Origin of the sequence: Ramlibacter albus (genome assembly GCF_014297445.1) — a bacterium.
In the GTDB taxonomy this organism is placed as follows: domain Bacteria; phylum Pseudomonadota; class Gammaproteobacteria; order Burkholderiales; family Burkholderiaceae_C; genus Ramlibacter; species Ramlibacter albus.
In genome coordinates this window covers 419,413-445,396 of record NZ_JACORU010000005.1, presented here as the reverse complement: position 1 = coordinate 445,396, position 25,984 = coordinate 419,413, and the positions used below count along the sequence as shown (strand labels likewise).

Annotated in this window: 25 protein-coding genes and 1 pseudogene; 13 read left to right on the top strand and 13 right to left on the bottom strand. The window is 68.7% G+C overall.

Going from position 1 to position 25,984, the window contains the following annotated elements; all coding sequences use genetic code 11:
* Positions 1 to 222 precede the first annotated feature (222 nt).
* The 3 genes and pseudogenes from ygiD to H8R02_RS16440 all read right to left on the bottom strand — a co-directional run.
* Positions 223 to 942, bottom strand: a pseudogene (ygiD, locus tag H8R02_RS16450) (4,5-DOPA-extradiol-dioxygenase); the annotation flags it as partial.
* 62 nt (positions 943 to 1,004) lie between these two features.
* Positions 1,005 to 2,414 (bottom strand): FAD-dependent oxidoreductase, encoded by a 1,410-nt coding sequence (locus H8R02_RS16445; RefSeq protein WP_187082517.1) that lies wholly within the window; start codon positions 2,412 to 2,414, stop codon positions 1,005 to 1,007.
* 10 nt (positions 2,415 to 2,424) lie between these two features.
* On the bottom strand, positions 2,425 to 3,399 hold the full coding sequence (locus H8R02_RS16440) for a Bug family tripartite tricarboxylate transporter substrate binding protein (protein WP_187082516.1): 975 nt from the start codon (positions 3,397 to 3,399) through the stop codon (positions 2,425 to 2,427).
* A 145-nt stretch (positions 3,400 to 3,544) separates the two neighbouring features.
* On the opposite strand from H8R02_RS16440, the gene H8R02_RS16435 reads away from it, so the two are divergent.
* Positions 3,545 to 5,317, top strand: coding sequence for a UGSC family (seleno)protein (locus H8R02_RS16435; RefSeq protein WP_187082515.1), 1,773 nt, complete (start codon positions 3,545 to 3,547; stop codon positions 5,315 to 5,317).
* Here the strand turns inward: H8R02_RS16435 and H8R02_RS16430 are convergent.
* Positions 5,314 to 6,210 (bottom strand): LysR substrate-binding domain-containing protein, encoded by an 897-nt coding sequence (locus H8R02_RS16430; RefSeq protein ID WP_187082514.1) that lies wholly within the window; start codon positions 6,208 to 6,210, stop codon positions 5,314 to 5,316. The genes H8R02_RS16435 and H8R02_RS16430 overlap by 4 nt on opposite strands.
* A gap of 97 nt (positions 6,211 to 6,307) precedes the next feature.
* On the opposite strand from H8R02_RS16430, the gene H8R02_RS16425 reads away from it, so the two are divergent.
* From H8R02_RS16425 to H8R02_RS16405, 5 genes are all read left to right on the top strand, one after another.
* Positions 6,308 to 7,270, top strand: coding sequence for a Bug family tripartite tricarboxylate transporter substrate binding protein (locus tag H8R02_RS16425; RefSeq protein WP_187082513.1), 963 nt, complete (start codon positions 6,308 to 6,310; stop codon positions 7,268 to 7,270).
* Positions 7,271 to 7,342: 72 nt separating this feature from the next.
* The gene (locus H8R02_RS16420; protein ID WP_354004931.1) at positions 7,343 to 7,861 is read left to right on the top strand and encodes a DUF4142 domain-containing protein; all 519 of its coding nucleotides are present in this window, start codon (positions 7,343 to 7,345) and stop codon (positions 7,859 to 7,861) included.
* Positions 7,858 to 8,157 carry a plastocyanin/azurin family copper-binding protein gene (locus H8R02_RS16415; protein ID WP_354004930.1) on the top strand — a complete coding sequence of 100 codons (300 nt, stop codon included), beginning with the start codon at positions 7,858 to 7,860 and terminating at the stop codon, positions 8,155 to 8,157. The genes H8R02_RS16420 and H8R02_RS16415 overlap by 4 nt, the downstream gene beginning before the upstream one ends.
* Complete coding sequence (locus H8R02_RS16410) at positions 8,154 to 8,804, top strand: RNA polymerase sigma factor (RefSeq protein ID WP_187082512.1); 651 nt, start codon at positions 8,154 to 8,156, stop codon at positions 8,802 to 8,804. Before H8R02_RS16415 ends, H8R02_RS16410 begins: the two co-directional genes overlap by 4 nt.
* A 27-nt stretch (positions 8,805 to 8,831) precedes the next feature.
* Positions 8,832 to 9,806, top strand: coding sequence for a Bug family tripartite tricarboxylate transporter substrate binding protein (locus H8R02_RS16405; protein ID WP_187082511.1), 975 nt, complete (start codon positions 8,832 to 8,834; stop codon positions 9,804 to 9,806).
* A gap of 5 nt (positions 9,807 to 9,811) precedes the next feature.
* Here the strand turns inward: H8R02_RS16405 and H8R02_RS16400 are convergent, their stop codons facing one another.
* Positions 9,812 to 10,276, bottom strand: a complete 465-nt coding sequence (locus H8R02_RS16400; RefSeq protein WP_187082510.1) for an Lrp/AsnC ligand binding domain-containing protein — start codon at positions 10,274 to 10,276, stop codon at positions 9,812 to 9,814.
* Positions 10,277 to 10,345: 69 nt separating this feature from the next.
* Here H8R02_RS16400 and putA point away from each other — a divergent pair, with 69 nt between their 5' ends.
* Positions 10,346 to 14,050: a trifunctional transcriptional regulator/proline dehydrogenase/L-glutamate gamma-semialdehyde dehydrogenase gene (gene putA / locus H8R02_RS16395; protein WP_187082509.1), complete on the top strand. Its 3,705-nt coding sequence runs from the start codon at positions 10,346 to 10,348 to the stop codon at positions 14,048 to 14,050.
* A gap of 35 nt (positions 14,051 to 14,085) precedes the next feature.
* On the opposite strand, the gene H8R02_RS16390 is transcribed toward putA, so the two are convergent.
* Together H8R02_RS16390 and H8R02_RS16385 are read right to left on the bottom strand one after the other, a co-directional pair.
* Positions 14,086 to 15,807, bottom strand: coding sequence for an IlvD/Edd family dehydratase (locus tag H8R02_RS16390; protein WP_187082508.1), 1,722 nt, complete (start codon positions 15,805 to 15,807; stop codon positions 14,086 to 14,088).
* A gap of 43 nt (positions 15,808 to 15,850) precedes the next feature.
* Positions 15,851 to 16,237: a helix-turn-helix domain-containing protein gene (locus H8R02_RS16385; RefSeq protein WP_187082507.1), complete on the bottom strand. Its 387-nt coding sequence runs from the start codon at positions 16,235 to 16,237 to the stop codon at positions 15,851 to 15,853.
* A 66-nt stretch (positions 16,238 to 16,303) separates the two neighbouring features.
* On the opposite strand from H8R02_RS16385, the gene H8R02_RS16380 reads away from it, so the two are divergent.
* Positions 16,304 to 16,807, top strand: a complete 504-nt coding sequence (locus tag H8R02_RS16380; protein ID WP_187082506.1) for a cupin domain-containing protein — start codon at positions 16,304 to 16,306, stop codon at positions 16,805 to 16,807.
* A 1-nt stretch (position 16,808) separates the two neighbouring features.
* Here the strand turns inward: H8R02_RS16380 and gntR are convergent, their stop codons facing one another.
* Complete coding sequence (gntR, locus tag H8R02_RS16375; RefSeq protein ID WP_187082505.1) at positions 16,809 to 17,828, bottom strand: HTH-type transcriptional regulator GntR; 1,020 nt, start codon at positions 17,826 to 17,828, stop codon at positions 16,809 to 16,811.
* 123 nt (positions 17,829 to 17,951) lie between these two features.
* Between gntR and H8R02_RS16370 the strand changes: the two genes are divergently transcribed.
* From H8R02_RS16370 to H8R02_RS16360, 3 genes are all read left to right on the top strand, one after another.
* A complete protein-coding gene (locus H8R02_RS16370) occupies positions 17,952 to 18,929 on the top strand; it encodes a Bug family tripartite tricarboxylate transporter substrate binding protein (protein ID WP_187082504.1) in 978 nt (325 codons plus the stop codon).
* Complete coding sequence (locus H8R02_RS16365) at positions 18,919 to 19,440, top strand: gluconokinase (RefSeq protein ID WP_354004929.1); 522 nt, start codon at positions 18,919 to 18,921, stop codon at positions 19,438 to 19,440. Before H8R02_RS16370 ends, H8R02_RS16365 begins: the two co-directional genes overlap by 11 nt.
* A gap of 83 nt (positions 19,441 to 19,523) precedes the next feature.
* A complete protein-coding gene (locus H8R02_RS16360; RefSeq protein WP_187082503.1) occupies positions 19,524 to 20,765 on the top strand; it encodes a trypsin-like serine peptidase in 1,242 nt (413 codons plus the stop codon).
* A gap of 47 nt (positions 20,766 to 20,812) precedes the next feature.
* Here H8R02_RS16360 and H8R02_RS16355 read toward each other — a convergent pair whose 3' ends face one another.
* From H8R02_RS16355 to H8R02_RS16340, 4 genes are read right to left on the bottom strand one after another with little or no spacing between them, the layout of a single operon-like run.
* The gene (locus H8R02_RS16355; RefSeq protein WP_187082502.1) at positions 20,813 to 21,211 is read right to left on the bottom strand and encodes a cupin domain-containing protein; all 399 of its coding nucleotides are present in this window, start codon (positions 21,209 to 21,211) and stop codon (positions 20,813 to 20,815) included.
* A gap of 8 nt (positions 21,212 to 21,219) precedes the next feature.
* Complete coding sequence (locus tag H8R02_RS16350; RefSeq protein WP_187082501.1) at positions 21,220 to 22,638, bottom strand: tetratricopeptide repeat protein; 1,419 nt, start codon at positions 22,636 to 22,638, stop codon at positions 21,220 to 21,222.
* Between the two features lie 14 nt (positions 22,639 to 22,652).
* Entirely contained in the window at positions 22,653 to 22,853 is a 201-nt protein-coding gene (locus H8R02_RS16345; RefSeq protein ID WP_187082500.1) for a YodC family protein, read from the bottom strand.
* 22 nt (positions 22,854 to 22,875) lie between these two features.
* Positions 22,876 to 23,055 (bottom strand): hypothetical protein, encoded by a 180-nt coding sequence (locus tag H8R02_RS16340; RefSeq protein ID WP_187082499.1) that lies wholly within the window; start codon positions 23,053 to 23,055, stop codon positions 22,876 to 22,878.
* A 254-nt stretch (positions 23,056 to 23,309) separates the two neighbouring features.
* Here H8R02_RS16340 and H8R02_RS16335 point away from each other — a divergent pair, with 254 nt between their 5' ends.
* Entirely contained in the window at positions 23,310 to 23,843 is a 534-nt protein-coding gene (locus H8R02_RS16335) for a M23 family metallopeptidase (RefSeq protein WP_255429367.1), read from the top strand.
* A 2-nt stretch (positions 23,844 to 23,845) separates the two neighbouring features.
* On the opposite strand, the gene H8R02_RS16330 is transcribed toward H8R02_RS16335, so the two are convergent.
* A complete protein-coding gene (locus H8R02_RS16330) occupies positions 23,846 to 24,586 on the bottom strand; it encodes a hypothetical protein (protein ID WP_187082497.1) in 741 nt (246 codons plus the stop codon).
* A 157-nt stretch (positions 24,587 to 24,743) separates the two neighbouring features.
* Between H8R02_RS16330 and H8R02_RS16325 the strand changes: the two genes are divergently transcribed.
* Positions 24,744 to 25,961 (top strand): multidrug effflux MFS transporter, encoded by a 1,218-nt coding sequence (locus tag H8R02_RS16325; protein WP_187082496.1) that lies wholly within the window; start codon positions 24,744 to 24,746, stop codon positions 25,959 to 25,961.
* Positions 25,962 to 25,984: the final 23 nt, after the last annotated feature.

The following is a 25,984-nucleotide window of genomic DNA, read 5'->3' as shown; positions in this document are numbered from 1 at the left end:
CTGCGGCGCTGGTCTTTCAAGATGACCTCTACGGAATCCGTATTCCTAGTCGTACTCACTGTCCTTCTCCTATCTCGAAAGATAAGCGATAGAACGGGTCCGGAGAATCAGGGGGCTAGCTCAGGAACACTCCTTCCAGGGCATAGCGAGTCACCTCCTATGCCGAAAAACTGTAAAGAATGTGTCCGGTACGGCCTGTTAGCTATCTCTCGGGATGTTCACTCACCCGAACTGCACACACCTCATGCTGAGCGTCCCCGCCTGGAACGACGCATACGTGGTCTTCGGTTTCTCGTTCGCACCCGCGGCACCCAGCGCGTACAGCAGCGGCCAGTAGTGGTCCGGCGTCGGCACCGCCATACGCGCCCCGAAATCCAGCCGCTGGTAGTCCTGCAGCGCCTTGTCGTCCCGCGCATCGAGCGCGAGCTTGACCTTCTCGTCGAACCCCGCAGCCCACGGCGTGGCGGCAGACGGGCCCTCCGGCACACCGCGCTGCGTGGCGCGAAGGTTGTGCACCACGTTGCCGCTGCCCATCACCAGCACGCCCTTGTCGCGCAACGCGGAAATGGCGCGGCCCACGGCGTAGTGGAACGACGCAGGCTTCGAGTAGTCGATCGACAACTGGAACACCGGCACGTCCGCACGCGGGAACATGTGGTGCAGCACCGTCCATGTGCCATGGTCCAGCCCCCAGGCCGTATCGCCCTTCGCGGCGAATGCGCCGAGCGCCTTCACGGCCTCCTGCGCACTCTCCGGCGCACCGGCCGCGGGGTACGCCATCGCATGCAGCGCATCCGGGAAACCGCCGAAGTCATGGATCGTGCGCGGACGCGGCTGGATGCCGACCAGCACTTCACCGTCGGTGAGCCAGTGCGCGGACACCGACAGGATGGCCGAAGGCCGCCCGAGCTCATTGCCCCACTCGCGCAACCGACGCGTGAACGCGTTGTCGCGTGGCTCAGCTGTTGACCCGAAGTTTGACGCAACTCCCGCCCGAAGTTCCGCTACCGCCTCGTCATCTCCCGCGCCAGCGCGTCCTGCGGCAGGTAAGCCGCATTCGCCCGCAGCGTCTCCACCAGCGCGCGCGTGTCGAGGTCGTTCGCCGGCTGGCCCGTCGCGATCGCCTGCGCAGCCGCGGTGCCGGCCGCCTGCCCCATCATGTATGCGGCCGATTGCGCACGGATCGAGCCATGCACCTTGGTGTCGCTCGAATGGCAGCGGCCCGCCACCCACAGGTTCTCCCAGCCGCGCGGCACGAGGATGCTGTACGGGATGCCCACGCACTGCCCCCGCTCCAGGTTGTCCTTGCCGTGGAAGTCCTTGAGGAAGCGCTCGTACTCCTCTTTCGTCGTGTTCGTGGGGTGCACGTCGGTGGGCCGGTTGTACACGGCGATCTGGTCGGGGAACTGGCGCTTCGCGCGGAAGTCCTCCATCGTCAGTTCGAACTCGCCGACGATGCGCCGCGAATCGCGCACACCCATCAGCGGCGCGGTCGTGAGCAGCTCGAGGTTCTCGCAGCCCGGCACGTACTTGCGATAGAACTCGGCGTACTCCAGCGCCAGCTTGCGGCCGAACACCATGCCGTCCGACAGGCTCTTCACCGACAGCGGGTTGAGGTTGAACACGTGGCCTGCATTCAGGGTCGCGCCCTGCGGCCCCACGCGGTTCATGCCGGGGAAGAAGCGGTCCTCCTGCGTGAAGAAGCCGTCCTCGATGGCCTTGGGCACGAGCTCGTTGCGCACGCGCATCTTCACCGCATCGAGTCCGCGCCAGTCATCGCCGTACGCGGGGTCGTCCCAGTTCATGCCGGCGAGCAGCGAACACAGCGTGCTCGGCGAGACCGTGTCGGTGTCGCGCAGCACCACCTTGCATTCGGCACCGGCGATCGCGGCCAGTGCGGCATCACCGGTCGCATCGATGAACGCCTTGGCCGGCACGAAGCGCAAGCCCTCGACGTTGCTCAGGACCACGCCGTTCACGCGCCGGCCGCTCACGTCCGCCTCCACCACGCGCGTGAAGAAGCGCACTTCCACGCCTGCCGCGGTGGTGAACTCGTCGAGGATGCGCTTCAGGTGTTCCGGCTGGAAAGGCACCCAGCGATTGAGCTGCCGGTGCAGGAAGTCCTGCGTCACCTGCGGGCCGAAGGCCTTCTGCGCCCACATCGTGTCGAGCAGTTCCTTCATGAAGCCGCCGACAAGCATGCGCTCGCCGTCCGACACGGGGCCGAACGACGCGACGAGGCCGCTCGTGCCCATGCCGCCGAGGCAACCGGTGGCTTCGGCCAGCAGCACCTTCAGGCCGAGGCGTGCCGCGCACACGGCAGCCGCGGTGCCGGCCGGGCCGCCACCGGCGACCACGAGGTCGTACGTGGCATCGGCCGGGATGCTGCGCGAGAGTTGGTAAGTCGAGCTCACGGGTCGCACCTCACTTCTGCGCCGGCAGCGGCTTGAGCACCGCGGCAAAACGCTTGATCTCGGACTGGATGAACTCGCCGAACTCGGCAGGCCCCTGCGGCGCATGCTCGATGCCCATCGCGGCGAGGGCCTTCGTCATCTCCGGGTCTTTCACGATGGCCTGCAGGTCGTTGCCCACCTGCTGCGTGATCTCGCGCGGCAACCCCGCGGGCCCGCAGAAGCCCGCCCAGTTCACCGCCTCGAAGCCCGGCAAGGTCTCCGAGATCGCGGGCCACTGCGGGTACAGCGGGCTGCGCTTCGCGCTCGTCACGCCCAGCACCTTCATCTGACCGCCCTTGATGAACTGCTCGGCCGAACTCACCACGGAGAATCCGAGCGGCAACACGCCGCCGATGATGTCGGTGTACATCTTGGCCGCGCCGTTGTACGGCACGTGCTGCAGCTCAACGCCCGCCATGTGGTTGAGCATCTCGCCCGCCACGTGCGCCGACGTGCCGATGCCGTTGGAGCCGAACGAGATGGTGTTCGCCGGCTTGGACTTGGCCAGCGCCACAAGGCTCTTGATGTCGCTGGCCGGGAAATTCGCGGCCGCGACGAGCGCCACCGTGTAGTAGCCGACGCGCGCGAGCGGCTGCAGGTCCTTGATCTCGTAGGGCAGGTCCTTGCGTTGCACGGCGTTGATGCTGAGCGAGCTGCCCAGCAGGCCGATCGTGTGGCCGTCCGGCTGCGAGCGCGCAAGCGCCTGCGTGCCGATCACCACGCCGCCGCCGGGGCGGTGGTCCAGCACCACCGGCTGCTTCCACTGCGCTTCGAGCTTGTCCGCGAACATGCGCGCCAGCCGGTCGGCCGCGCCCCCGGGCGGCTGCGGCAGGATCAGCTTCACGGGGCGCGACGGGAATTTCTGCTGCGCGAACGCGGGCCATGCGCCCGCCGCGAGCATCGCAAGCAGGGTTCGCCGCGCGAGCAGCGGGGTCATGCGGTCCATCTCTGTCTCCTGGGCTGCACCAATCGTCCGGGCGGCGGCCGGCCGCGTCAAATGAAAGTTGTGCGGCAGCCGTTAACCCCGCGTTAACCCCGGCGGCGAACATTTCAATTGAGCCGCGGCGGCCGCGGGTGAAGAATGCGTCACCGTGAGCACTATCCTCGAACCCAATCCCGCCGAAACCGAACTGCCCGCGCTGGTGGACGCCTGCGAACTCGAGGCCTATCCCGGCGAGACGATGGAGCGGCGCATCGCGCGCGGCGACTTCGCGCCGGAAGGCAAGCGTGTGCGCGTGCTCAACCCGCGCGGCACGCCCCCGGCCATCGCGCTGCTGCCGATGGCGCCGCGGCCATCGACCCTCGACGGCAGGACCGTGTACCTGGTCGACGTGCGCTTCATGAACGGCAAGTCCTTCCTCGAACAGGTGGCACACGTGTTCGAGGAGCGATTCCCCGGCGTGAAGACCGTGGTGCGCCAGAAGCGCGGCGGCTACACCGAAGACGACCCCGACCTGTGGCGCGAGATCGAGGAGAACGCCGGCCTCGTGGTGATGGCCATCGGCCATTGCAGCACCTGCGCGCCCGCCGTGGCCGTGCACTGCATCCACCTCGAAGGGCGCGGCATCCCCACGGCGCCCCTCGTCACCGGCGCGTTCACCGACCTCGTGCAGGCGGTGAGCTGGAAGGCCGGCATGCCGAAGCTGCGCTTCACTTTCGTGCCGCACCCGGTCAGCGGCAAGACGCCGCAGCAGTTGCACGAATACGTGACTGGCCCGTCGCCCGTGGGCATGCACAGCGTGATCGACGGCATCGTCCGCTCGCTCACGTCCGCTCTCACGGCCGAAGAATCGAAGTCGGGCGAGTTGGAGCGCCCCATCCCGCGCCTGCTCGGCGCCGACACCGAGGACGAGCTGCACGAGATGTTCCGCCAGGCCTGGTGGACCGACGGCCTGCCCGTCGTGCTGCCCACGCCCGAGCGCGTGGCGCGCATGCTCGAAGGCACGCACCGCTCGCCGCAGGAAGTGATCGGCCGCATGCGCCCGACGGCGACGCAGGAAGACTGGAGCTACACCGTCGAGCAGGTCGCCGTGAACGCGGTGATGGCCGGCGCGCAACCGGAGCACCTGCCCGTGCTGCTGGCGCTGGCCGCCACCGGCGTCAGCGCGCTGCACAGCTCCACCAGCGGCTTCGCCAACATGGTGGTGGTGAACGGGCCGATGCGCCACGAGATCCGAATGAACTCGGGCCTTGGCGCGCTCGGCCCCTTCAACCACGCGAATGCGGCCATCGGCCGCGCGTACAGCCTGCTGTCGCGCAACCTCGGCGGCGGCGCCGTGCCGGGCATCACCTACCTCGGCACGCAGGGCAACCCGCTCAACTACAACAACATCTGCTTCGCCGAGAACGAGGAGCGCAGCCCGTGGGAGCCCTTCCACGTGCAGAAGGGGTTCGAGCGGAAGCAGAGCACGGTGAGCATCTTCCGCGGCCGCACCTACAGCCACATGCTGGAAGTGCGCGCGAAGACGTGGAAGCAGCAGGTACTGAACATGGTGGGCGGCTACACGCCGGTGCCTTCCACCGGCCTCACGCTGCTGATGGAGCCGCTGGCCGCCCGCGCCTTCAAGGAGCGCGAGGGTTTCGAGACCAAGGAGCAGCTCGCGCAGTGGTTCCAGCAGAACTCCACCCTGCCCTACGAGACCTACTGGGACTACCAGCTCGTCGTGAACTACATCGAGCCGCTCGCGCGCAAGGGCGTGGAGCCCTTCGCGTCGTACCTTGCGCAGCCGCCGGACTCCCAGGTGCCGCGCTTCGCCGACGCAAGCAAGATCGGCACGATCGTGGTCGGTGGCGAGAAGAACGCGTACTGGTACGCCACGGACTTCATCCACGTCACCACGGTGAGCGTGGACGACTGGCGCTAAACTTTCCCGAGGGCCGAGCGCCACACCTCGTCGAACACCTCGACGAAGGTGCGCTCCGGCACCGACATCGGCCGGTAGCGGTTGCGGATGATGCGCACCTCCAGCTGTTCGCCGGACTGGAACGGCCGCACCTCCAGCCCCGCCAGCACGCCGCCCGCGATGGACGCCTGGTCCACGACGGCCACGCCGACGCCGGCCTGCGCGAACCAGCACGCGGTCGTGGAGCTCGTGCAATCGAGATCGCGGTGCATGTCGGCCGCGTACTCGCCGAACGCGCGCTTGAGCGTCTGGCCAAAAGGCGTGTTCTCGGGCGAGGAGATCACCCGCTCGCCCACGAGGTCCTTCGGCGCGATGCGCTTCTTCGCGGCGAGCTTGTGCCCGGTGCGCATCACGCACGCGAGGCCGCAGCGGTAGCTCTTCACCTTCTCCAGGTTCGGGTGGTCGTGCGGGCCGAGCGCGATGCCGATGTGCGACTCGCGCTGCAGCAGGTGGTCGTTCAGCACGTCCGGCCCGAGCACGCGCACGCGGCATTGCAGGCGCGGCACCTTCTCGTAGGTCTGCGCCAGCGCCCGCGAAGCCAGGTAAGGCGCAAGGCTGGCCGTGCACGCAAGCCGCAGCGTCGCCTGCCGCGGCTGCGCGAGGTCGCGGCTGAAGTCGCGCACCGTCTCCACGCCTCGCCACAGGCGCTCGACCTCCTCGTAGAGCTGCTGCGCCTCGGGCGTGGGGATGAGCCGGCCGCGCACGCGCTCGAACAGCACGAGGCCGGTCGACTTGGCGGCCTGCGCCAGCACCTTGCTGATGGCGGGCGGCGACACGTGCAGCAGCGCCGCGGCGGTGTTCACCCCGCCGGAGACCATCACCGCGCGAAACACCTCCATCTGCCGCAGGTTCATGGGGCGGATTCTAGTTAACCGGGGGTTCACGGCTGCGGCTAACAATTCAATTGACGCTTGCGGGCGTGCCCGTGAACATGCCAGCCGGAGACAAGCAATGAACCGCAGGCATTTCCTCGCGCTTTCGGCGGCTGCCCTGGCCGGCCGCGCGTTCGCGTATCCCGTCGCCGGCCGGCCCGTGAGGCTCGTCGTCGGCTACCCCGCCGGCGGCGGCACGGACGTGCAGGCGCGCATGCTGGCGCAACACCTCGCGCCCATCCTCGGCGTGCCGGTGATCGTGGAGAACCGGCCCGGTGCGGGCACGATGATCGCCGCGACGGAGGTTGCGAAGGCCGCGCCGGACGGCCACACGCTGATGTACACGCCGGCATCGACGCTTGCGCAGCTGCCGCAGACCATGCTGGCCGCGAAGTACGAGCCGCTGCGCGACTTCACGCCCGTGGCACAGGTGGCGCTCGGCCCCGTCGTTCTCGTGCTGCACAACTCGATCCCCGCGAACAACTTTGCGGAGCTGGTCGCGTACGCGAAGAAGAACCCCGGCCAGCTCAACTACGTCTCGCAGGGCATCGGCACCTCGGCGCACGTGTTCGGCGAGATGCTGGGCAAGCAGGCCGGTGTGGACATCGTGCACGTGCCCTACAAGGGCGCGAGCGACGTCGCGAAGGACTTCGTCGCGGGCCGCGTGCACCTGCAGTTCGCCTCGTCGTCGGCCGCCGCACAGCTGATGCGGTCGGGGCAGGTGCGTCTGCTGGGCGTGGTCGCGCCCAAGCGCACGGAGCTGTTCCCGACGCTCGCGACGATGTCCGAACTCGGCATCCAGGGCATGGACATGGACACGTCGCTCGGCGTGATCGGGCCGGCGAAGCTGCCGCCGGACGTGATCGCAAAGGTTTCCGAAGGCCTGAAGGCCATCATGGCCATGCCGCAGGTGCAGGCCGAGTTCCGCACCGGCGGCGTCGAGCCGCGCTGGGCCGGCTCCGCCGAGTTCGCCGAGACCATCCGCGACTCGCATGCGGCGTGGGGCCGATTGCTCGCGGCGGTGAATTTCAAGAAGCAGTAGGGTCCCTGCCGGCCGCGGGAACGCGGCGGCCGCACGTGGCGTCTAGGACGGCACAACGCCAAGGAGATCCACGTGCATAAAGCCTTCGTACTCGCCGCGCTCGTCTGCGCCTCCACCTTTGCCGCCGCGCAGCAAGGCCCCACCGACCCGCAGATCGCCCACATCGTGGTCACGGCCGACCAGGTGGACATCGATGCCGGCAAGCTCGCCGCGAAGATGGGCTCCACGAAGGACGTGCGCGCCTTCGGCAAGCAGATGGTCACGGACCACACGGCCGTGAACCAGCAGGCCAGTGCGCTGGCGAAGAAGCTCGGCGTGACGCCCGAGGACAACGGCACCAGCCAGGCCTTGAAGAAAGGCGGCGACGAGAACATCGCGAAGCTGAAGAAGCTCAAGGGCAAGGCATTCGACAAGGCCTACGTCGACAACGAAGTGACGTACCACCAGGCCGTGATCGACGCGGTCGACAAGACGCTGTTGCCCTCCGCGAAGAACGCCGAGCTGAAGGCACTGATCGAGAAGGTGCGCCCCGCCCTCGTGCAGCACCTGGAGCACGCGAAGCACCTGCAGTCGCAGCTGGGCAAGTCGTGAAGCGCCAGTTGCTCACCGCGCTGCTCGCCCTGCCCGGGCTGGCGGCCGCGGCCACCCACACGGTCGTGATCGAGGACATGAAGTTCCACCCCACCGCGCTGACGGTCAAGGCCGGCGACAAGGTGGTGTGGCACAACAAGGACATCGCGCCGCATACCGCGACCGCGGCAGGGAGATTCGATTCGAAGAACATAGCGGGCGGCAAGAGCTGGTCGTGGACGGCCACGGGCAAGGGCCGCCACGACTACGTCTGCACCTATCACCTCGGTATGAAAGCCACGGTCACCGTCGAATGAACGCCCTCACGCAACCCGCGAACGCGGCCGCGGACTTCGAGCCGCTGATGCGCCGCCACAACCGGCGCCTGTACCGCGTGGCGCGCTCGCTGCTGCGCAACGACGCGGAGGCCGAGGACGCGCTGCAGGAGGCCTACCTCCACGCCTTCCGCTCGCTGGCGGACTTCCGCGGCGACGCGCAACTGGCCACCTGGCTCACGCGCATCGTCGTCAACGAATGCATGACGCGCCTTCGCAAGAGCGCGCGCCGCGACAACATCGTGCCCATCGTGTCCGCCGATGCGCGCACCGCCGACGGGGAGGAAGCCATGCCCGAAACACCCTCCGGCATCGACGAGGACACACCCGACCGCGCCGTGCAGCGAGCGCAGCTGCGCCAGCTGCTGGAGCGGCGCATCGACGAGCTGCCGCAGGACTTCCGCGCGGTGTTCGTGATGCGCGCGGTCGAGGAGCTGAGCGTGGAGGAAACCGCGGCCTGCCTTGGCATCGCGGAAGCCACCGTGCGCACCCGCCTCTTCCGCGCCCGTGGCATGCTGCGCGAGCGCATCGCGCAGGAGATCGACATGGCCGAGCGCGACGCGTTCGGCTTCGACGGCGAGCGCTGCGACCGCATCGTCGCGCGCGTGCTGGAGCGGCTCGCCGGCTAGCGCGTCACAATGCATGGAGGAGACACCATGCAAAGACGCCACTTCCTCGCCGCCGCAAGCGCCGCCGCCACGGCCGCGGGCACCTTCCCCGCCTTCGCGCAGGCCTGGCCCGCGCGGCCCATACGCCTCGTGGTGCCCTTCCCGCCGGGTGGCGGCACGGACGCCACCTCGCGCCTGGTCGCGGAAAAACTCGGCCCCGCACTCGGCGCCACCATCGTCATCGACAACAAGCCCGGCGCCGGCGGCAATGTCGGCCTCGACGTCGTCGCGAAGGCCGCGGCCGACGGCTACACGATCGGCATGGGGCAGGCGGCCAACCTGGCCATCAACCCGTCGCTCTACACGAAGATGCCGTTCGATCCGCTGAAGGACCTCGTGCCGATCGTTTCGGTGTCGGACCAGCCGGTGGTGCTCACCGTGCGTGCCGACTCGCCGCTGAAGAGTCTGGCGGACTTCGTGGCAGCCGCGAAGGCGCGCCCCGGCCGCGTGGGCGTGGCGCAGGCCGGCAACGGCACCGTCGGGCACCTCGCGGGCGAGCTGCTGGAGCGCCGCGCCGGCATCTCGCTGCTGCAGGTGCCCTACAAGGGCGCGGGCCCGGCGATGACCGACCTGCTCGGCGGCCAGGTGGAAACCTATTTCGGCAGCACCGTGTCCGTGATGCCGCAGCTCGCGGCGGGCAAGATCCGCGCGCTCGCCGTGAGCTCGTCCCGCCGCATCAGCGCCCTGCCCAACGTGCCGACGGTGGCCGAGCAAGGCTACGCGGGCTTCGATGCGACCACGTGGCTGGGGCTCGTCGGTCCGGCCGGCCTGCCAGCAGACATCGTGGCGAAGCTGAACGCGGAGACGGTGAAGATCCTCGCGCGGCCGGACGTGAGGGAAAAGCTGGTGCACGAGGGCAGCGAGCCCACGCCGGGCACGCCGCAGCAGTTCGCGGCGCACATCAAGGCGGAGCACGCGAAATGGGGCGCGCTGGTCCGCGAGGCGAACATCCGGATCGAATAGCCGCGCTAGGCCAGGTGCAGCCGGGTGGAGTTCTTCACCTCTTCCATCACTGCGTAGGTCCTCGTCTCGCGCACGCCGGGCAGCTGCCAGAGCACGCGGCCGGCGAACGCGCGGTACGCCTCCATGTCGGCCACCCTCGTCTTGACGAGGTAGTCGAAGCCGCCGGCGACCATGTGGCATTCCATGATCTCCGGGTGCACCTGCACGGCCGCGCGGAACTCGTCGAAGACGTTGGGCGTGGTGCGGTCCAGCAGCACTTCGACGAACACCAGCATGCCCGCGCCGAGCTTCTTCGGGTTGAGCTTCGCTTCGTAGCCCTCGATGTAGCCGTCGCGCGTGAGGCGCTGCACGCGCGCGAGCACGGCTGTCGGTGAGAGCGACACGGCCTCGGCCAGCTTGAGGTTGGAGATGCGGCCGTCCTCCTGCAGCTGCTGGAGGATGCGCAGGTCGGTGCGGTCGAGGTCGTCCATGGTGAGATATTCGGTTGACCCGCGGGATTTCGAAGAAAGATTCGGCGGAATATCCGGATTATTGCGGATATGCCGCGATTCTTCGAACCTTCCGCCCTCGCCGCCTCGCCCCTGCGTCAAGCCATCACGGCTGCCTGGCGCATACCCGAACCCGAAGCTGTTGCCGCCGTCGTGAAAGGCGCGCGCCTGCCCGCTGCGGTTGCCGAAAGCACGCAGGCGCTCGCGCTACGCCTCGCACAAGGCCTGCGCGATCGCAAGGCGGCCGCGGGCCGCGCGGGCATCGTGCAGAACCTGCTGCAGGAGTACGCGCTCTCCTCGCAGGAAGGCATCGCGCTCATGTGCCTGGCCGAAGCGCTGCTGCGCATCCCCGACATGGCCACGCGCGACAGCCTGATCCGCGACAAGATCGCCAAGGGCCAGTGGCACACGCACCTGGGCAAGAGCCCGAGCCTCTTCGTCAACGCTGCCACCTGGGGCCTGCTGATCACGGGCAAGCTCGTGGCGACGCACAGCGAGTCGGGCCTGTCCGCCTCGTTGGGCAGGCTGGTCAACATCGGCGGCGAACCGCTCATCCGCAAGGGCGTCGACATGGCGATGCGCATGATGGGCGAGCAGTTCGTCACCGGCGAGAACATCCACGACGCGCTGCGCAACGGCGAGGAGCGCGAGCGTCAAGGCTTCCGCTATTCGTTCGACATGCTCGGCGAAGCGGCCATGACGATGCAGGATGCGCAGCGTTACTTGCGCGACTACGAGTCCGCCATCCACGCCATCGGCAAGGCGTCCGCCGGGCGCGGCATCTACGAAGGGCCCGGCATCTCGATCAAGCTCTCGGCCCTGCACCCGCGCTACAGCCGTGCGCAGTACGAGCGCGTGATGGGCGAGCTGTACCCGGTGCTGGTGCGTTTGTGCGCGCTCTCCAAGCGCTACGACATCGGCCTGAACATCGACGCCGAAGAGGCGGACCGGCTCGATCTCTCGCTCGACCTGCTCGAACGCCTCGCGTTCGAGCCGCAGCTGCAAGGCTGGGACGGGCTGGGGTTCGTGATCCAGGCTTACCAGAAGCGCTGCCCGGCTGTCGTCGATTACGTGATCGACCTCGCGAAGCGCAGCAAGCGGCGGCTGATGATCCGCCTCGTCAAGGGCGCGTACTGGGACTCCGAGATCAAGCGCGCGCAGCTCGATGGGCAGGAGGGCTACCCGGTCTACACCCGCAAGCCCTACACCGACGCGGCCTACCTCGCTTGCGCTCGCAAGCTGCTGGCCGCGCCCGAAGCCGTCTACCCGCAATTCGCCACGCACAACGCGCACACGCTCGCGGCGATCCACGAGCTCGCCGACCCGAAGGCTTGGCACCCGCGCCAGTACGAGTTCCAGTGCCTGCACGGCATGGGCGAGCCGCTGTACGAGCAGGTTGTCGGCGACGTGTCGCAGGGCAAGCTGGGGCGGCCGTGCCGCATCTATGCGCCCGTGGGCACGCACGAGACGCTGCTGGCGTACCTCGTGCGCCGGCTGCTGGAGAACGGCGCGAACACCTCGTTCGTCAATCGCATCGCGGACCTCACGCTGCCCCTCGAAGAGCTGGTGCGCGACCCCGTCGACGTGATCGACGACTACGCACGCAAGGAAGGCGCCGTGGGCTTGCCTCATCCCGCGATACCGCTGCCTCGCGACCTGTACGGGGAGTTGCGCCGCAATTCACGCGGCATGGACCTGGCGAATGAAGCGCAGTTGCGCGACCTTGCCGCCGCGATGGAACAGGCTTCGCAGGAACCATGGACCGCGCTGCCCCTGCTGGCCGAAGACACGCCGGCCGGCCAGCTGCTGCCCGTGGACAACCCCGCCGACAACGGCGACCGCGTCGGCAGCGTGCGTGAAGCAACGCTCGGCGAGCTGGAACTCGCGCTCGAAAGCGCCGTGCGCGGCGCGAAGGACTGGGCCGCGACGCCGCCCGCCGAACGTGCCCGCGCGCTCGAAGCGGCCGCCGACCATCTCGAAGCCGCGATGCCGCGCCTGATGGGCCTGCTGATCCGCGAAGCCGGCAAGACCGCATCCAACGCAGTTGCCGAAGTGCGCGAAGCGGTGGACTTCCTGCGCTACTACGGCCGCGAGGTGCGCGAGAACTTCCGCAACGACACACATCGTGCGCTCGGGCCGGTGGTGTGCATCAGCCCGTGGAATTTCCCGCTGGCGATCTTCATGGGGCAGGTGTCGGCGGCGCTCGCGGCCGGCAACGTGGTGCTCGCCAAGCCGGCCGAGACCACGCCCCTGATTGCCGCGGAAGCCGTGCGCACCCTGTGGGCCGCGGGTGTGCCGCGTTCGGCCGTGCAGCTGATCCCGGGCCGCGGCTCTGTCGTCGGCGCGAAGATTGTTGCCGATCCCCGAATCAAGGGCGTGCTCTTCACTGGCTCGACCGAAGTGGCGCGCGTCCTGCAGCGCACGACCGCCGGGCGCGTCGACGACGCGGGCCGCGCGATCCCGCTCATTGCCGAGACCGGCGGGCAGAACGCGATGATCGTGGACTCCTCGGCGCTGCCCGAGCAGGTGGTGGCCGACGTGCTCACCTCCGCGTTCGACAGCGCGGGCCAGCGCTGCTCGGCGCTGCGCGTGCTGTGCGTGCAGGAAGAAGCCGCGGACCGCATCCTCGAGATGCTGCTGGGCGCGATGGCCGAGCTGCGCGTCGGCAACCCGGACCGCTTGTCGACGGACGTGGGCCCGGTGATCGACGACAGGGCCAAGGCCGGCATCGAGAAGCACGTCGCCGCGATGCGCGCCAAGGGGCGGCGCGTGCACCAGGTGGCCGGGCACAGCGACTACCCGCTCGAGAAGGGCACGTTCGTGCTGCCGACACTGATCGAGATCGACAGCGTGTCCGAGCTGGAGCGCGAGGTGTTCGGGCCGGTGCTGCACTTCGTGCGCTATCGGCGCGAGGACCTCGACGGGCTCGTGACGCAGATCAACGGCACGGGTTACGGGCTCACGATGGGCCTGCACACGCGCATCGACGAGACGATCGCGCGCGTGGTGGCTGCGGCGCATGCGGGCAATGTTTACGTCAACCGGAACATGGTGGGTGCGGTGGTGGGCGTGCAGCCGTTCGGGGGCGAGGGGCTGTCGGGGACGGGGCCGAAGGCGGGTGGGCCGCTCTACCTGTACCGGTTGCTTTCGGGGCGGAGTCCCGGCGTGCTCGCTCGCATCTTCGGCGCTGCGGCCAAGCCCGTCTTGTCGCCGGCGCTGGCCTCTCTTTCGCGCTGGGCCGCGTCGCGCAATGAGGGCGCGGCAATCCAGCAGGCGTGCGAGCGCTTTGCCGCGCAGTCGCGCACCGGCGAAGCGCTGGTGCTGCCGGGTCCGACGGGCGAGCGCAACCTGTACAGCATCGCGCCGCGCAGCCAGGTGCTGTGTCTCGCAGCTTCCGAAGATGACCGGCTCGTGCAGCTCGCCGCCGTGTTGGCTGCGCGCAGTCGTGCGGTGTGGCCGGCCAATGCGCGCGAGCTGCTGGCCGCCTTGCCTGCGGATGTGCAGGCCGAGGTTTCCATCGCGAAAGACTGGACCGCGCCGGAGGTGCACTTCGATGCCGTCCTGTTGCACGGCTCCACCGAAGAACTCGCTGAAGTGCAACGCACGCTGTCCACGCGCGAAGGCCCGATCGTGAGCGTCGACCGCCTGGACCCGAGCGACGGGGCCGTGCCGCTGGAGCGTCTCGTGATCGAACGTGCACTGAGCATCAACACGGCCGCGGCCGGCGGAAACGCGTCACTGATGACGCTTGGCTGATGCTGTCATGCCGGGCTCGACCCGGCATGACGCGCTTACTCGGGCGTCTTTCCTCGCATCTGCGCGGCGCGCAGGAAGTCGAAGTCGACGCCTTGGTCCGCCTGCGTCACGGTCTGCAGGAACAGCTTGCGGTAACCGCGCTCCGCCGACGGCGGCACAACCGGCGTTTCACGTTCGCGCTTCGCCAGCTCCTCCGCGCTCACCAGCAGGCTCAGCTCCCGCTTCTCCACGCTCAAGCGAATGCGGTCCCCGCTTCGCACATACGCCAACGGCCCGCCCACCGCCGACTCCGGCGTGACGTGCAGCACGATCGTGCCGAACGCCGTGCCGCTCATGCGGCCATCGGAAATCCGGATCATGTCCTTCACCCCCGCGCGCGCGAGCTTCAGCGGGATCGGCATGTACCCAGCCTCGGGCATGCCGGGCGCGCCCTTGGGCCCGATGTTCTTCAGCACGAGGATGTCGTCGGCCTTCACGTCGAGCGCATCGCTGTCGATGCGCGCCGCCATGTCTTCCAGGTTCTCGAACACGACGGCGCGGCCCTCGTGTTCCATCAGCTTCGGGTTCGCGGCGGACTGCTTGATGATCGCGCCGCCGGGCGCGAGGTTGCCTTGCAGCACCGCGATGCCGCCCTGCGGATAGATCGGGTCGGACATCGGCCGCACGACGTCCTGCTTGAAGCCGGGGCCGGCGGCCTCCAGCTCCTCGCCGAGCGTTCGCCCGGTCACCGTCATGCAGTCGAGATGCAGCAGCGGCTTGAGTTCGCGCAGCAGCGTGGCCATGCCACCGGCCGCATGGAAGTGCTCCATGTAGTGCTGCCCCGAAGGCTTCAGGTCCAGCAGCACCGGCGTCTCGCGGCCCATGCGGTCCAGCGCCTTCAGGTCCACTTCGTACCCGAGCCGGCCCGCGATCGCGGTGAGGTGCACGATGGCATTCGTCGATCCGCCGATGGCAAGCAGCACGCGCATGGCGTTCTCGAACGCCTTGCCCGTGAGAATGCGGTCGACGGTGAGGCCGCTCTTCGCCATCTGCACCGCCACCGCGCCCGTATCCTCCGCCACCCGCATGCGCGCCGACGTCACCGCAGGCGGCGATGCACCGCCCGGCACCGTCATGCCCAAGGCCTCGGCGATGCACGCCATCGTGCTCGCGGTCCCCATCACCGAACACGTACCCACGCTCGCGACGAGCTGGTTGTTGACGTCCGCCACTTCCTGCTCGTCGATCTCCTGCGCGCGGAACTTGCCCCAGTAGCGGCGGCAGTCAGTGCAAGCACCCACGGTTTCGTTGCGATGCGAGCCGGTGAGCATCGAGCCCGTGATCAGCTGGATCGCCGGGATGCCGGCCGAAGCCGCGCCCATCAGCTGCGCCGGCACGGTCTTGTCGCAGCCGCCGATGAGCACCACCGCATCCATCGGCTGCGCGCGGATCATCTCCTCGGTGTCCATCGCCATCAGGTTGCGCAAGTACATGCTCGTGGGCTGCGCGAAGCTCTCGTGCACGGAGATCGTCGGGAACTTCACCGGCAGCCCGCCCGCGAGCATCACGCCGCGCGACACCGCCTCCAGCAGCTGCGGCATGTTGCCGTGGCAGGGGTTGTAGTCGCTGCCCGTGTCGGCGATGCCGATCACCGGCCGCTCCAGGGCGTTGTCGGTGTAGCCCGCTCCCTTGATGAACGCCTTGCGCAGGAACAGGCTGAAGCCGCTGTCTCCGTACTGCGTCAGGCCCTTGCGCATGCCCTTCGGATCGTTGCTCATCTTGTCCCCGGTTGGTACTTCATCGCACGATTGTGCCGCCGCTTCAGCGCCGCGCGGCGGCCACGCGCAGCAGGCGCTGGAACGTCGGGCACTCGCCATGGCTGGGCGCGGGGCACACGGCCGCGTGCCGCAGCCCGTTGCTCACGGCCTTCAGGCGCTTGATGCGCGAGTCGATCTCATTGGCCTTCGCGGCAAGCTTGCCCCGGTCGATGATGGGCTGGCCCGCCGGGGAGAACATCGCGCCGATCTCGTCCAGCGAGAACCCGGCCGCCTGCCCGAGCGCGATGAGCGCCAGCTGGTCCAGCACAGTGGGCGCGAAGCGGCGCCGCAGCCCCGTGCGGCCCACCGACGCGATGAGCCCCTTCTCCTCGTAATAGCGAAGCGTCGAGGCGGGCACGCCCGAGCGCTTCGCGACTTCCGCGATATCCATCACGAAACCCCTTGACTTCAAGTCGGCTTGAATTTCTATAGTGCCATGACACGAAAGGAAACCGACATGCCCATCACCCTCGAATCCCTCGCCAGCAGCTGTCACGACGTGCTCGCGGCCAACAACAACCCCGCCGGCCGCACGCAGGTGGCCGCCCTCGTGGCCCAGGCCCTGCGCGACGCCGACTTCCTGCGCACCACCTTCGAAGCCGGTGTGCCCGAACGCAAGGTGATCTACGAAGACCCCCAGCTGGGCTTCTGCATCCTCGCCCACGAGTACAAGGGCGCCAAGGAAGGCGGCCCGCACGACCACGGCCCCTCGTGGGCCATCTACGGCCAGGCCGAAGGCGAGACGATGATGAGCGACTACGCGGTCGTCGCGCCCGCCACGGCCGAGCAGCCCGCCACCGTGAAGAAGGAGCGGACGTACGCGATGCGCCCCGGCGACGTGCACGTGTACAACGAAGGCGCCATCCACGCGCCCAGCCGCAGTGGCCCCACGCGATTGATCCGCGTCGAAGGCGTGAACATGGAGACGGTGCGGCGCGGCAGCTACCGCGTGGCCGCGTGACTCAGGTGCTCTGGCGCACCACGACTTCGTAGCCGACGTCCACGCAGCTCGTGGGCGGCGCCTCGCCGCGCATCAACGCGAGCAGCATGCCAGCGGCCGCCACGCCGATCTCGGCGCGCGGCGTGCGCACGGTGGTCAGCGGCGGCAGCATCTGGTCGCTGCCGGTGAGGTCGTTGAAGCCGGCCACTGCGACGCGCTTCGGCACCTCGATGCCCATGCGCAAGGCGGTGAGCAAGGCGCCCTGCGCGAGGTCGTCGTTGCAGAAGAACACGGCATCCACCGGCGGCGACTGCGCAAGGATCTGCTCGAACATCGTCGCGCCCAGCTCGAGCGAAGACGGCGCGGGGTTGCGCCACTCCAGCGTGGGCGCGTACAGGCCGGCCGCCTGCATCTCGCGGCGCCAGCCCTCCAGCCGCTGCAGCGTACGCGGGTCCAGCTGCGCCGCCGCGAAGGCGATGCGCTTGCGGCCGCGTTCGAGCAGGTGGCGCGTGAGCGCCGCGGCCGCATCGGCCTGCGAGAAGCCGACGCTGTAGACGCCCTCGACCGACGACATCTCCATCAGGTGCACGCAGGGCACGCCGCTCGCGCGGATCAGCGTACGCGTGGCCTCGCTGCGGTCGAAGCCGGTGACGAGCAGGCCCGCGGGCCGATGCAGCAGCTGCTCGCGCAGCAGTTGCTCCTCTTCGGCGGCGTCGTAGTGCGTGATGCCGATCAGCGTCTGGTAGCCCGACTGCCGCAGCGTGCGCTGCACGCCTTCGAGCAGGTCGACGAACAGCGCGTTCGAGAGCATCGGCACGAGCAGCGCCACGTGCGTGCTGTGGCGCGACGCGAGCGCGCGTGCAGCGGGGTCGGGCACATAGCCGAGGCGGTCCGCCGCGGCCTTCACCCGCGCGACGAGCGCCGGGTCGACCGCGCGTTCGCCACGCAAGGCGCGCGACACCGTGATGGCGCTCACGCCCGCCACGCCCGCGACGTCCGCAAGCGTGACGCGGCCGGTGGCGCGGGGTCGGGTCGGCGGCATCGAGCCCGACTGTAGCAGACAGCGCTGTCCGCCTTTCATCGCTGCTAAGGGTTATTCCCGATCTGGATCGGACAGCGCTGTCCTAGGATAGCGCTGTCCAAACATCTGCCGCAAGGAAATCCCATGCTCAAGACCCTCATCGCCGCCCTCGGCTTCGCGGCCGTTGCCGCACCGGCGGCGCTGGCCCAAACCGCCTGGCCGACCAAGCCCGTGACGCTCGTCGTCGGCTTCCCGCCCGGCGGCCAGACCGACTTTGCCGGGCGCGTGCTGCTCGCCGGCCTGCAGAAGGAGCTGGGCCAGCCGGTGGTGATCGACAACAAGGCCGGCGTCAACGGCAACATCGGCGCGGTGGAAGTGCAGAAGGCCGCGCCCGACGGCTACAAGCTGTACGTGGGCAACGGCTCGATGACGATCGCCTCGCACATCTACACGCAGGTGGGCATCGTCGACATGCGCCAGCTCACGCCCGTGGGCGTGATGCTGCAGTCCGCGCTGGTGCTCGCCGTGCCGGCGTCCTCCAACGTGAAGACGTTCGCCGACTTCGTCGAGCAGGTCAACGCGAAGAGCAAAGCCGGCAAGAGCATCGACTACGGCACCGGCGGCGTGGGCGCCCTGCCCCACGTGACGATGGAGCTGCTGCGCGAGCGCCTCGGCGGCGCGAAGATGAACCACATCCCGTACAAGGGCAGCAGCCCCGCGATGACGGACCTGATCGCCGGCCGCCTCGACGCGATGTTCGACGCCACGTCCGTGATCGCGCCCTTCATCAAGTCGGGCCAGCTGCGCCCGCTGCTCGTCACGAGCGACAAGCGCGTGCCGGCCTTCCCGGACGTGCCGACCGCCGCCGAGGTGGGGCTGAAGGACTTCAACATCGTGTCCTTCATCGGCCTGTACGGTCCCGCGAAGATGCCGGCCGACGTGGTGAAGAAAGCCAACCTGGCGTTGAACGCGGCACTGAAGGACCCGATGGTCACCAAGAACATCCTCGAGCGCGGCGACGAGCCCGGCGGCGGCACGCCCGAGCAGCTGGCCACGCTCACGCGCAACCACTTCAAGACCTGGGGCGATGTCGTCAAGGCGAACAACATCCGTGCCGACTGAACCCGGCCGGGCGCGGATCGTGGTGATGGGCGTGTCGGGCTGCGGCAAGTCGAGCGTTGCGGCGCTCGTGGCGCGGCAGCTCGGGCTGCCCCTCATCGAGGGCGACGAGTTCCATCCGCCATCGAACCGCGAGCGCATGGCCCAGGGAATCGCGCTCACGGACGGGGACCGCGCGGGCTGGCTCGACACGCTCGCGGCCGAGCTCGTCGCGCGGCCGCAAGGCGCGGTGCTCACGTGTTCGGCGCTGAAGGCGTCGTATCGTGACCGGTTGAGGGCGGCAGCCCCCGGCCTGCAGTTCGCATGGCTCGACCTTGACCCGGCCGCGGCCGAGGCACGAGTCGCGCAGCGAAGCACGCATTTCTTCCCGTCCACGCTGGTCGCCACGCAGTTCGCTGCGCTCGAACCACCTCTCGATGAGCCACGCGTGTTGCGGCTCGATGCGCTGCTGGCAGCGGAAGAGCTTGCGGGCCGGGTGGTGCAATGGACGAGAAATATTCCTGCAAGCGCGTAATCGTTTTCCTACAAGGCCTTCCGGACATTGAAGCGCAGGTGCCGGACCTTTAGATTCTCCGGCCCAGCACGCAATAGCAGTCCATGGCCGTCTTCGAAGTCTCCCCCGCCCTCCGCGCCACGTCGCCTTACTCGGCCGTCGGCGTCATGTTCGTCTACTGGCCGGACGGCACCGCCGCGTCCGGCACCGCGTCGGTGGTCGGCCGCAACGACATCCTCACGGCCACGCACATGGTCTATTCGCCCGACCACGGCGGCTGGGCGAAGGGCTTCGACTTCTATTTCGGCGCGGACTACAACAACGTCACCGACCGCTTCGACTCCACGAACTACAGCTATGTGATGCGCTCGGGCACGTTCCAGTGGGACGCCAAGGCATTCCCCACCAACGTGTTCGCGGACGGGCAAGCCGAGTACCTCAGCTACGCCGAGAGCCAGTACGACGTGGCATTGATCGGCGTCTCCGTCGCGGTCGGTGACCGCACGGGGTGGTTCACGGTGGACCCCGGCCGCAACTACACGCAGACCGTGACGCAGGCCGGTTACCCCATGACCGGCACCGGGATGATGAGCAGCACGCTCACGGTCGCGCACGATCCCATCTGGGGCGTGTACACCGCGTCGACCGATGCGATGGGCCCGGGCAGCTCGGGCGGGCCGCTCTTCACGAGCGACGGCGCCGTGATCGGCGTGAAATCCGCAGGTGCCGGTGCGTTGTCGATCTGGGCCGACGTGGGCACCGTCGCTTCGCAGATCACGCAGTTCATGGCGACCGACGACAGCCTCATGGGTGTGACCACGCCGGTTCCTGTTGCGCCTGCTCCAGCGGCTCCTGTTGCGGCGACGGACGTGATCTCCGCGCTTGGCGTCTACCGCGCGTTCTATGGCGGCACGCCGACGTCGGATGCGTTCAACGGGATCGTGTCTTTCGTGGGCACGTCCACGCCTGCAGCGTACGCGGCGAACATCGCCACGAACTTCGCGGGCACGTCGAGCGATGCGCTTTCCACGCGCGTGCTCGCCGACCTCGGCGTCGCGCCTTCGACGCTTGCCGGCAGCAACCCGGCCCTGAGCTACACGCTGCTGCAGGACGCGGTGAGGCAGTACTTCGACATCCACGCCGGCGCGCGCGGCCAGGTCGTGCTGAACATGACCACGCTGCTCGACGGCCTGCAGCACGACACGGTGTACGGCACGGCTGCCTCGCGCTTCCACGACGGGGTGACCGGCGACTTCATCGCGCTCGCTTCGCCTTCGGGCATCGCGAGCAGCGCGGAGTTCGTGTCGCTGGTGGGTGTGGCGGATATCTCCGGCGCGGGCGCCTGAGGCGCAGCATGGATGCCGGGTCGAGCCCGGCATGACAGCTTCAGCTTCTAGGGCGCCGGCTTCTCCGCGCGCACGAACAATGTCTCCAGAGGAGCGTCGCCGCGCTGCGCGCTCCAGTGCCCATGCACCGCGGCGTCGAACGTGGCGCCGGCCGGCAGCACGTCCGCCGAATAGAAGTGCTGCCCCGCGCGGAAGACGCGCGAGCTGCCGTCGGGCAGCCCGATCTCCATCTCACCGCCGAGGATGAACACGAACTGCGGCGTGGGCGTGCAATGCGGCGCGCTGCGGAAACCCACCGGGCTGCGGCGGAACTGGTAGCCGCCGCTCGCATGCAGCTTCGACAGCATCGCCTGCGGTGAGCCTTCGGCCAGCGGCACGCGCTCTGCGCGAAAGCCCGCGCGGCCGTCGGCGCCGGTGTAGAGGACGGTGATGGTGTAGTGCTCCATGCGCGCGACTATACGGCGCGTTCGAACCAGGGCCGCGAGCGGTCATGACTGGCATCGATGGCCACGACCTGCCCCTCGCGCAGTTCCAGAGGCTCGTCGAACCGGTAGACCGTGTGCTGCCAGTTCGCCACCGGCCGTGCGCGCGCAGGATGGTTCTCGAAAGCGATGCCGGGCGCGAACTCGAAACGGATCCACTGGATCACGCCCCAGCAGCGCCCCGCGCGAGTGGCCGTGAGCTGCAGCCGCTTGCGCTCGGGCGGGAAGGACGTGCGCGACTTGAAGTCGAAGCGGAACGCTTCCACCGCGTCGCCCATCAGCTCGCGCGGCAGGTCCTCGCGATGGATCGGCCGCTTCTTCGGGTTGATGGCGTTGAAGGCACGCAGGTCGAAGCCGTGCACTTCACCGACGTGCAGCTCGCGGCCCAGCGCGTCGCCGCCGACGAGCGCGACCATGATGCTGCCCACGCCGGGCAGGATCTCGCCGCCGGGCTTGAGCAACCGCAGCTTCGCGTCTTCGAGCGCAGCGAGCACGTGCTCGCCGAGCAGCTCGCTGGAGAAGATCTCGTGCACCAGCACGTCGGCTTTCTGCGGCAGGTCGGCGGGTACCTGCACCGCGTAGGAAGGCTTGGCAAGTACGCGCACCCTGTCCTGCAGGTTGTTGTCCGCGACGATGCGCGCGGCCGTCTCGGCGACGAGCCCCACCGCCTCGCACGTGACAACATCGGCGCCGAGCTTCGCCGCCATCATCGCCACCAGGCCGGACCCGGTGCCGATCTCGAACACCCGTTGCCCGGGCTTGACGACCGCCTTCAGCGCGTCGAAGTAGACGTCGTTGCGCTCCGCCTCGTTCACCATCGGCACGTGCCACAGCGGCACCACCTGCGCGAGCAGCCACTCGGCGCCCAGGCGCGCGGTGACATTGCCGGGGTCCGCTTTCAACGCCTCCCGGCACAACGCGATGCCCTCGCTGGCGCGGTCCAGCTGCAGCAGGCAGGAGGTCGCCTTCTTCAGCAGGTTGTCGTCCGCGGGCGCGAACTTCAGCGCAGCCTTGTACGCCTCGGCCGCCTCTTCGAGCTGGCCCAGCGCTTCCGCGCACTCCGCACGCGCCGCCCAGCCATCGATCTGACCCGGAAACTTCTCGGTGTATGCACGGAAGGTCTGCAGCGCTGCGCCGTGGTCCTGCAACCCGCGCTCGCACATGCCGATGTTGAACAGCAGGTCGGCATCGTCGACGCCCGCGCGCTGGAGCTCGCGCAGCAGTTCGAGCGACCGCCCGAAGTTGTCGACCATGCCGTGCATGGTGGCGCACAGCCGTTTCGCCTCCGTGTCCTGCGGCCGCTCGCGCACGAGCGCTTCGCATTGGGAAAGGGCCAGCGCGTGCTGGCCGGCGCGGAACAGCGCCTTGACGGTGTCGAGACCGGGGTTCATCGCGGCCGACGATATCACTCGCCGGCAGGCACCACCCTCAAGGTCAGCCGCGCGAAGGTGGCGTGGTGGACGTTGCCCGCCTCTTCCCACGAGCAGAAGGCCAGGGAACGCGTGACACCCGTCACCGTCATCACCGGCCCGCCGTCATTGGCGCGCACGTGCGCGCCCGGCACGATGTCGGTGGGTTCTTCGTCGCGGGAACTGCCGGAATCCACGCACCGATTATCGGCGCGCGCTTCAGTGCTGGGGGGCGGAGTGGCGCAGGCGCCGGTAACCGGCACGCAGGCGCTCCATGGCGTCGCCGAGCTCCTTGCGCACCTGCATGAAGGTGACGGGCTCGCCCTGGGCCGCAGCCTGCCGCGCACGGACCGGGCAAGTGCGGCCCTGCTGGCATTGGTGGTTGCACGGTGCACACATGGCGTTCTCCTTCTACTTCTGGAACCGATGTTGCCCCCGCCCAACTCGGCCGGCCCGTCGGCGAAACCTGCAACCGGTTGTGCGAAAACACCGCGTGGCCGGCCGTGCGCAGGCTCCGACGCCGGGCCATGGCGGCCACCGACGGCGGCCGGGCGGCGGGAGCGCTACCTTGGGGCCATGCTGCACAGAACCTTCCCGGCCGTCCTCCTACTTGCGTCTACTCGACCGTGCACGGGCGGACGTACGGCGGCGCGATGAAGGCGCATCTGGCACTCCTCGCCTTCGCGGCCGCGTGCATCGCGGCAAGCGACCCGGAGGGCGAGCGCCTGCTCTCGCAACGCACGCTGTCGATGCCCGTGCTCGGTGTGGCGCCCACCTCGCTGCACGACATGTTCAACGACAAGCGCGGCGGCTCGCGGCCGCACGAGGCCATCGACATCATGGCGCCGCGCGGCACGCCGGTGCTCGCTGTCGACGACGGCCAGGTCGCCAAGCTGTTCCTCAGCAAGCCCGGTGGCATGACCGTGTACCACTTCGACCCGACGGGCCGCCTGGCGTACTACTACGCCCACCTCAACCAGTACGCACCCGGGTTGAAGGAGGGCATGCCGCTCAAGCGCGGGCAGTTGCTCGGCTACGTGGGCACGAGCGGCAACGCTGACCCCGGCGCGCCACACCTGCACTTCGGCGTGTTCAAGCTCGGCCCCCAGAAGCAGTGGTGGAAAGGCGACCCGGTGAACCCGTACCCGGCGCTGCGCAACGCGGCGGTCGTTACCGCGCTGCGCTGAGTTCAGGAATACGTGGCCTTCAACGTGGATTGCGTGACTGCGTCCACGGTCGTTTCGCTCACGCGGCGCGCGGTGCCGGCCTGGGAAATCCGGAAGACCGTCGTCGTGACCGTCCCGGCCGAACCGTCAGCCCGGTTGTCGGCAACGCGCAGCACGAGCAGCGCTGTGTCAAGCGAGGTATCCGGCTCGACGGTGTACGTGGCGACGGTGTTGCCGGTTTCGCTGCGGCGGCTCTCGTCGCTGTAGCGCTTGGCGGTGTACAGCGTGCCGGAATGGCCCACCTGTGCTTCCGCCGGCAGCGCCTCGTAACGGGTGACCTGGGTGAACTCGTGCGTGGGCCCCGTCCCCGCGCGGCCGAGGAGGCGCAGTTCCTGCCGCGTGTAGTAGTCCTGCGCGGCGCTTTCCACCTGCATGGCCTTGCCGGCCACGTTGAGCGTCATCTTCACCGGCGTCACCTTGCGCAGCGCGCCGCCCTGGGCGTCGAACTCGCTGACGGTGTGCAGCATGCTCTGCTCCATCGTGCCCGTGCCGGTGTAGGCCGTGCCGTTGGCCATGCCCTCGACCTTGAAGGACAGCGGCGTCGTGTCGGTGATGCTGTTGTTGAAGGCCGCCTGCACGTTGAACGTGGGCTTCTCCTCGGCCTGCTGCACGGGCTGCAGCACCATCGTGCCTGCACCGCCGCCGCATGCGCACAGGGACGCTGCGAAACAAAATGCAAGCGCGACGCGCGCGATACGGTCCATTTCTCTTCTCTCCCAACTGCTGCGTTCTAGTGAAAGGGATGGTGCGTGAAGCGGTTCCTTGCAGTTGTAGTCAGGCCCTGAGCGATGGCGAACGGGGGCGTCCTACGGCTGTTTAGCAACCGTAAGAAGCCTCTGCCGCCCGTTAGACTCGGTCGCGATGAATCCCGACGCCGACCGCCTGTGGCATGGCCCGCGCTGGGCCCTTGCGGCCCTGCTGGCGGTGCTGGGCATGCTGGGCCCGTTCTCCATCGACACCTACATCCCCGCGTTCTCCGGCATTGCGAAGGCGCTCGACGCGACGCCGGTCCAGATGCAGCAGACGCTGTCGGCCTACCTGTTCGGCTTCGCGGCGATGAACCTGTTCCACGGAGCGCTGGCGGACAGCTTCGGCCGAAGGCCCGTCGTGCTGTGGGGTGTCGCGGTGTTCACGCTCGCGTCCGCCGGTTGCGCCTTGTCACAGACGATCGGCCAACTCGTTTTCTTCCGCGCGCTGCAGGGCATCTCGACCGGTGCGGGCATCGTGGTCTCGCGTGCGGTCATCCGCGACCTCTTCCCGCCTGCGGACGCGCAGAAGGTGATGAGCCAGGTGACGATCTACTTCGGCGTCGCCCCTGCGATCGCGCCCATCATCGGCGGCTGGCTGTTCGTGCACATGGGCTGGCACAGCATCTTCTGGTTCCTCACCGGCGTGGGGGTGCTGCTGTGGCTGCTCGTGCGGCAGATGCTGCCCGAGACGCTGCACGCGACGCAGCGGCAGGCATTCAACGTGCGCAACCTGATGCGCGGCTACTGGGCGCTGGGCGCGAACCCGCGCTTCCTGATGCTCGCGCTGGCCAGCGGCATCCCGTTCAACGGCATGTTCCTCTACGTGCTGTCGGCGCCGTCGTTCCTGGGCGAGCTGCTGGGGCTGGAGCCGACGCAGTTCTTCTGGTTCTTCGTGCTGACGATCAGCGGGATCATGGGTGGTGCGTTCGTGAGCGGGCGGCTGGCGGGCAGGATCGAGCCCAAGCAGCAGATCCGCTGGGGCTTCGCGATCATGATCGGGGTGTCGCTGGTGAACGTCGGCGCGAACTACGCCTTCGAGGCGCGCGCCTGGTGGGCGCTGCCGCCGCTGGCGATCTTCGCGTTCGGCTGGGCGCTGATGGTGCCGGTGGTGACGCTGCTGGCGCTGGACGTGAACCCGGAGCGGCGCGGCATGGCGTCGTCGCTGCAGGCCGTGATCGGCTCGACCGCCAACGGCTTCGTGGCGGGCGCGATCGCGCCGCTGGTGATGCATTCGACGCGGGCGCTGGCGCTCACGTCGATGCTGATGATGGCGATTGGATTGGTGGCCTGGCGCATCGTGCGTGCGCGCTGGCCGGAGACGGGGCGCTAGGCCCGGCATGGACCCCGGGTCGA

Excerpts from the sequence above, each read along its gene's own strand:
- H8R02_RS16410 (WP_187082512.1), top strand. The coding sequence starts at position 8,154 with ATGAACGCCCTCACGCAACCCGCGAACGCGGCCGCGGACTTCGAGCCG.
- gntR (WP_187082505.1), bottom strand. The coding sequence starts at position 17,828 with ATGCCGCCGACCCGACCCCGCGCCACCGGCCGCGTCACGCTTGCGGAC.
- H8R02_RS16330 (WP_187082497.1), bottom strand. The coding sequence starts at position 24,586 with ATGGACCGTATCGCGCGCGTCGCGCTTGCATTTTGTTTCGCAGCGTCC.
- H8R02_RS16370 (WP_187082504.1), top strand. The coding sequence starts at position 17,952 with ATGCTCAAGACCCTCATCGCCGCCCTCGGCTTCGCGGCCGTTGCCGCA.
- H8R02_RS16440 (WP_187082516.1), bottom strand. The coding sequence starts at position 3,399 with ATGGACCGCATGACCCCGCTGCTCGCGCGGCGAACCCTGCTTGCGATG.
- H8R02_RS16380 (WP_187082506.1), top strand. The coding sequence starts at position 16,304 with ATGCCCATCACCCTCGAATCCCTCGCCAGCAGCTGTCACGACGTGCTC.
- H8R02_RS16405 (WP_187082511.1), top strand. The coding sequence starts at position 8,832 with ATGCAAAGACGCCACTTCCTCGCCGCCGCAAGCGCCGCCGCCACGGCC.
- H8R02_RS16350 (WP_187082501.1), bottom strand. The coding sequence starts at position 22,638 with ATGAACCCCGGTCTCGACACCGTCAAGGCGCTGTTCCGCGCCGGCCAG.
- putA (WP_187082509.1), top strand. The coding sequence starts at position 10,346 with ATGCCGCGATTCTTCGAACCTTCCGCCCTCGCCGCCTCGCCCCTGCGT.
- H8R02_RS16430 (WP_187082514.1), bottom strand. The coding sequence starts at position 6,210 with ATGAACCTGCGGCAGATGGAGGTGTTTCGCGCGGTGATGGTCTCCGGC.
- H8R02_RS16425 (WP_187082513.1), top strand. The coding sequence starts at position 6,308 with ATGAACCGCAGGCATTTCCTCGCGCTTTCGGCGGCTGCCCTGGCCGGC.
- H8R02_RS16335 (WP_255429367.1), top strand. The coding sequence starts at position 23,310 with ATGAAGGCGCATCTGGCACTCCTCGCCTTCGCGGCCGCGTGCATCGCG.
- H8R02_RS16385 (WP_187082507.1), bottom strand. The coding sequence starts at position 16,237 with ATGGATATCGCGGAAGTCGCGAAGCGCTCGGGCGTGCCCGCCTCGACG.
- H8R02_RS16355 (WP_187082502.1), bottom strand. The coding sequence starts at position 21,211 with ATGGAGCACTACACCATCACCGTCCTCTACACCGGCGCCGACGGCCGC.
- H8R02_RS16390 (WP_187082508.1), bottom strand. The coding sequence starts at position 15,807 with ATGAGCAACGATCCGAAGGGCATGCGCAAGGGCCTGACGCAGTACGGA.
- H8R02_RS16360 (WP_187082503.1), top strand. The coding sequence starts at position 19,524 with ATGGCCGTCTTCGAAGTCTCCCCCGCCCTCCGCGCCACGTCGCCTTAC.
- H8R02_RS16400 (WP_187082510.1), bottom strand. The coding sequence starts at position 10,276 with ATGGACGACCTCGACCGCACCGACCTGCGCATCCTCCAGCAGCTGCAG.
- H8R02_RS16340 (WP_187082499.1), bottom strand. The coding sequence starts at position 23,055 with ATGTGTGCACCGTGCAACCACCAATGCCAGCAGGGCCGCACTTGCCCG.
- H8R02_RS16325 (WP_187082496.1), top strand. The coding sequence starts at position 24,744 with ATGAATCCCGACGCCGACCGCCTGTGGCATGGCCCGCGCTGGGCCCTT.